The 5,261-nt window shown below is 52.4% G+C and carries 5 protein-coding genes; 2 read left to right on the top strand and 3 right to left on the bottom strand.

All coding sequences use genetic code 11. From position 1 onward, the window contains the following. Positions 1–51: 51 nt before the first annotated feature. Complete coding sequence (locus tag F4X57_11155; GenBank protein MYC07708.1) at positions 52–321, bottom strand: ArsR family transcriptional regulator; 270 nt, start codon at positions 319–321, stop codon at positions 52–54. 27 nt (positions 322–348) lie between these two features. On the opposite strand from F4X57_11155, the gene F4X57_11150 reads away from it, so the two are divergent. Next, a complete protein-coding gene (locus F4X57_11150) occupies positions 349–654 on the top strand; it encodes a hypothetical protein (protein ID MYC07707.1) in 306 nt (101 codons plus the stop codon). A gap of 229 nt (positions 655–883) precedes the next feature. Here F4X57_11150 and F4X57_11145 read toward each other — a convergent pair whose 3' ends face one another. Beyond that, entirely contained in the window at positions 884–1,588 is a 705-nt protein-coding gene (locus tag F4X57_11145; GenBank protein MYC07706.1) for a hypothetical protein, read from the bottom strand. A gap of 294 nt (positions 1,589–1,882) precedes the next feature. Here F4X57_11145 and F4X57_11140 point away from each other — a divergent pair, with 294 nt between their 5' ends. Next, positions 1,883–3,025: a helix-turn-helix domain-containing protein gene (locus F4X57_11140; GenBank protein ID MYC07705.1), complete on the top strand. Its 1,143-nt coding sequence runs from the start codon at positions 1,883–1,885 to the stop codon at positions 3,023–3,025. Positions 3,026–3,324: 299 nt separating this feature from the next. Here F4X57_11140 and F4X57_11135 read toward each other — a convergent pair whose 3' ends face one another. Further along, entirely contained in the window at positions 3,325–4,707 is a 1,383-nt protein-coding gene (locus F4X57_11135; GenBank protein MYC07704.1) for a transposase, read from the bottom strand. Positions 4,708–5,261: the final 554 nt, after the last annotated feature.

The following is a 5,261-nucleotide window of genomic DNA, read 5'->3' as shown; positions in this document are numbered from 1 at the left end:
GAGACAATTCCTAAACGATGATGAATGACGGAAACTGTCACTGAAGTGCCGTTATTCGTAATCTCGTAGCTGCCACCCAACCGTCCGCCGGCCCTCGCGGATCTCCGTTACTCGCCCGCGCTTCTCCAGTTGTCTCAACACGAAATCGGTCATTTGACGTTCCCGCGGCGCTGGCACTCCAGCCCGAAAAGCCACCTCAAGCGTACTCAGCGGAGGTGTCCACTCTCTAGCCTCTGTCAGAACATCCAGCACGACCTCCTCCAACACCTCAATGCAAATCAAGGTGAGTTCAAACCGCTCCCGCCTTCGCATGTCCAGCATCTCCACTCTCTCCCAAGGAGGAACCAAATGACTACCCCTGTTGAAGAACGAAAACAACGAGAAAAAACTACTCTTCAGGAAGTTCTCAAGGCTATCGAGAACATACCTGGCATCACCATCTTCAGCTACTGGGACGGAACTGAGTTGCCACCATGGCACCGCATCTTCTTTCAAGCGGACTCTGATGACGATGCAAAGAATGCGGCGACGACCTACTTTGACGCAGGCATTAGAATACTCAACCTCGCTCGGGTCTGGGACTTTTCAGCCAAGGGTATAGGCGACCCATATTGGATAATGGAGTTTGACCCCTACCACTCTAGGCAGGTCTGATGCATTGCCCTGCTTTCTCCAATTCGATGCACGTGAAGCACTCGCTACGATTTTCACCCGGTCCCGAAGTTGTGTTGCCGCGCTGGACGATTGCCTGTAGGTACGGGCAATTAGCGCAGACATGATAGACCGGGCGTCGGACGCCAGAACCGTCTTCGCATCCGTCTGGTTCGGTGGAGTGCCATGCAGGTCTTATTGTCATGCTCGTTCCTTTCATCTTTCCATGAGATCAAGACGATGATGGTACTCGAAAAGGAGACGCCGCCTCATCCACGTATACGGTTATAAACCTCCAATTTGACCTTGAGCCTCCATCAAATTCGTTACCATGCTCGAAAACCGCAGTAATCCGGTAAGTCGTAGTTTCGGTTGGGCTGACCGTGTGGCTCCCATCGGCGGGGTATTTGGTGGTGGTCTCGGGCCAGTCGTCTTGATACGTCCGGCCAGCCCCTGGTAGGGATGAAATATTCACCCAGTGCGTGTGCCGCGTCGTCCATGCCAAGGTTGCGTACTCGCCGGCCGATATGTGATACGGAGTGACGCTCAGGGTATAGAAATGCGGAGACTCATGAATATCGACAAAGAGTGTTGACTCAAAGGATGCGCCTTCTGCATTGGTCATACGCAATTTGTAATGGGTATCGTTTTCATGCCTGATCTCGCGTAAACCCACAGCTGGTACCGTTTCCCACTCATCCCGCCATTCGTCTCGGTCTTGCGCCTGTAGTTCTACCTTCGCGGCGTTGTGAACGGCCCAGAAGAGATGAGCTGGGTGATTTGGAAATATTACTTGGTCTTTCTCGACGTCAAATCGTAGCAAGAAGGTTGTCCGGCAGGGATCGCTTTGCTCGTCTTGTGCTGAAACAGGGGTTGGGCTTGAGTTCGCCGCCAACACAATCGATACGGCCAAGCAAATCATTATCCAGGGCTTCATGTGGCACCTCCTCACGACCCACGACGGGGCGGATTGCTACAGCCGCTGAGCCCATTGCATACGCGCCGCGAGGAGGCACGGAGTGCCCCTTGTGAGCGTATGCGGGACAGCTGCCGTCAGCAGTCCGAAATGGGTAGAGAAGGCGGGCTCCTCTACGGCTGTAGCGGCGTTATGGTACGCCGAGCGTAGGCGGAGCGTCAACTTGTTATTTCAGATATCCAAATATGGCGATTTGGATATTGACAGCAGCAAGTATGCAGGTTAGAATCTCAATGCCATGATATTGAGGGCACTATGAACACGGCAGAATCGAACAAGCCTAGGTCGGTGAGCGAAGTTCTGTTAGAGGAGCTAAAGCTACGCGATTGGTCGCAGAACGACCTCGCCGAAGTGCTTGGACAATCCACTCAATGGGTAAGTCGTTTAGTTGTAGGTCGCAGGGCTATCGACGCCGATGTTGCGGTTGCGCTCGGCGCTGCACTCGGAACTACGGCTGAATACTGGCTCGATATTGATTCGCGTTACCGGCTTGCCAATGCCAATGCCAATGCCAGGGTCTCAAACGTGGAACGTCGAGCCAAGATTTTTAGTAAGGCGCCAGTCACAGAAATGATCCGGCGAGGTTGGATACCGGGTTCAAAAGACATGGATATTTTAGAAGGTAATTTACTGAGCTTCTTTAACATCAATTCGCTTGACGAGACTCCACAACCAATACCCCATGCTGCTCGGAAATCCACAGAGTACACATTAGTGACGCCTCCACAGATGGCATGGTTGTTCCGCGCTCGCAATTTGTCCCAAGGTGTAGCGGCTAGGTCATTTACTTCCAACCGTTTCGAGCAAGCCCTAGATGATCTAAAAACGCTATTGGAGCATCCCGCAGACATCCGTAGAGTGCCCGCTGTGCTCGCAGAAGGAGGAGTTCGACTTCTCGTGGTGCAACCCTTATCCAAGTCCAGAATTGACGGCGCGTCTTTCTGGTTAGATTCTAAATGTCCTGTTATAGTTTTATCGATGCGTTTTGATCGCATCGACTATTTTTGGCATACACTATGGCATGAATTGGGCCATGTTCATAACCGGGATAGCTTTGCATTAGATCAAGACATGTTGCCAGAAGAGCAATCGCAGGGCGAATACTGTCGTCCCGAGTCTGAGTTGATGGCTGATAACTTTGCAGTTCAAAACCTAGTGCCACAGGATCGACTGGACGATTTTATACTGCGGGTGTCGCCACTATTTTCTAGAAATCGGTTGGTGGGTTTCTCCAAGTTACGAGGCGTACATCCTGGGATAGTTGTCGGTCAGCTTCAACACAGAGGAGAGATTGGCTATACTAATCATAGGAATTTACTTGTCAAAGTACGTGAGATTCTCATTGAATCTGCCTTGACCGATGGGTTCGGACAGATACTTCCCGTCAATATTCCGTGAGGGATTATGGCTCGCGCAAACAACTACAACGCTCAATTGCAACGAATCGTGCAGCGTTATCGGGATGCCGGAGGCGAATGGCCAGTCGAAAACACGACGCGGACAATCGCGGAATGGGCCTATTCTCATGGTGAATGGCAACCAAAGCAATCACCTGTGGATCAACTCGCTGCGGACTTGGCTAAAGCCATGCGCGAAGAATATATTACGGATCCCCAGGGTCGCACCGTTCGAGCAAAACACGCAGTTCGTAGCAAGCAAGGTGTTCTCTGGGATGATATCCGAACGGCATCAACTGATCATATGCACATGGCATTGCAACAGCGCCGCCAACAAATTGTTAGCGATTGCAAGCAGCTAAAAAACGACGCCGAGCTAGAGGCGGCTGCGTGACTCCCTCGCTCATCAACAGATGGCTGCTTGGGCAATCTGATCCGCATCTGCCGCATTCCGTCTATGTTGCCCATCAGGACGTGTGCGAGCATAGTAACAACATAAGTCAGCGTGGCCAGTGCAACGTGCAGGTTGATCTTGGTCATGCTCCGGTATCTGTGTTGGTCCAGTAGTCGAGAGCGTTTGTTGCTACCGAAGTAGCGCTCTATAGATTGCCGGTAGCGATAGATGTCTCTAAACTCTCGACTGGCGCGAGCGATTCTCCCGACCTTGCGTAGTATCTCAGCGCTTTCGTCGGAATTCTCGTAGCAGGTGTCCCGGCAGTAAAGTGAGAACGCCAATTGGTTCTTTAGGTGGCAACCTTCGGGGTTGCAACGGAACAGATGGCCGCGTTCAGGGTATGTTTCGACGTATTGCATGGGCTGGTTACCAATGCAAATAGGTCGGCCCTTTGAGTCGTACAAATCGCCTTTTTTGTAAGTGTCGCGGATGAGGATGATCGGAGCGATCATACGATCATCGAGGAATTTATAATTCTTTGTGCTGTCGTAGCCCTTGTCGCAGACCGCGTACTCAGGATCGAGCCAACGATGTTCGGCCAAAGCTTTCTTGACCAATTTGGGAAGCTGAGGGCTATCGGAGGCGTTGGCCGGCAGGAGGATATTGGTGAGCGGTATGCCGTACACAGCGTCATTCACCTGATGGACTTTGTAGCCGAACGTGTACTCGACGTTGGTGCCGTCCTTGGTTCGGTGAGAGGTCTTGTGGCCCCAGCGGGCATCTGGGTCGGTGGGTGGGTCACGTCGTGGGTGCGCAAACGTCGGCACGTGGGTTGAATCTATGGCGATGATGGAGCCAACTGAATAGTCGTCGAACTTACGTTGATTGTCGATTAGACGAGCGAGACGGTCTATTGTGTCGATGATGGATTGATAGATGAGATCGACGTGAGCGGAGAGGCGCTTGAAGAATCTGGAGATCATCGATTCGGACGGCACCCGGTCGCCCAACCGGCATATCTCACGGAGCCTGGGATCAATGCGCAGTCGGTCCACCAGCTTGCTGGCGTCAGGTATGCTAAGGAGGTAGCGGGACAGGATGGCACGATACATCGCGTCAACCGGGTAAGGAGGCCTGCCGGTGTAGTTGTAGGCGCGGAGGGTGTCGAAGAGGGGGTCGTAGTCGGCCAGATCAAGTGCTTGTTGGAGTTGGTCGTAGCCGGTGAGTTTGGGTAGTGCTTCTAGGATTTGCGATAAGTCTTCGGGAGGGGTAACATCGTAGTAACCCATAAGGCTCTCCGTGGGCTAGGCGAAGTCCCTCTGACTGCAATCGACAGGACGACGCCGAAGGGTTGGGGCCGCCTTCCAGTTGGCGCTGGAGGGCGGTTCTGCGGATCAAACGAAGTGTTTCATGAGTTTGCTATACGGCCGCATGGGTGTTCGTGTTGACAATCTGCCTACGCTTTGGTAGAATATACGTGTGGGTAGGCGTGGAGCCTACGCTCAAATGCCAAGAGGAGAGGGGTTCGTTCGAGCTGATTGAGTTGCCAGAATTGGTAGTTTCGGTTAGGCTGTAAGGACATAAAGATCACCTCCTTTCTGGTGACATACGAGACCCCCGAAAGGGCCTCGACGAATAAGGGCGCTGCTGAAGTTTTCCAGGCTGTAGGCAGCGTCCTTGCCGTGTATGTGACCGTCCATTATAGGGATTTGCGGCGGTCAATTCAAGCGATTTCCGGGTTATTTGTGCTAAAAGCTTGCTTGATCGTAGTGACGTGTTCCGTCGTATCGATGACGGTTATCGTCATCAGAGTTTAGGAATCACCGGTTTAGGAATTGTCTCG

The sequence above is a fragment of the Chloroflexota bacterium genome (assembly GCA_009840355.1).
Lineage (GTDB): Bacteria > Chloroflexota > Dehalococcoidia > Lucifugimonadales > JADFKI01 > Bin90.
This window is presented reverse-complemented; position numbering and strand designations above follow the sequence as displayed.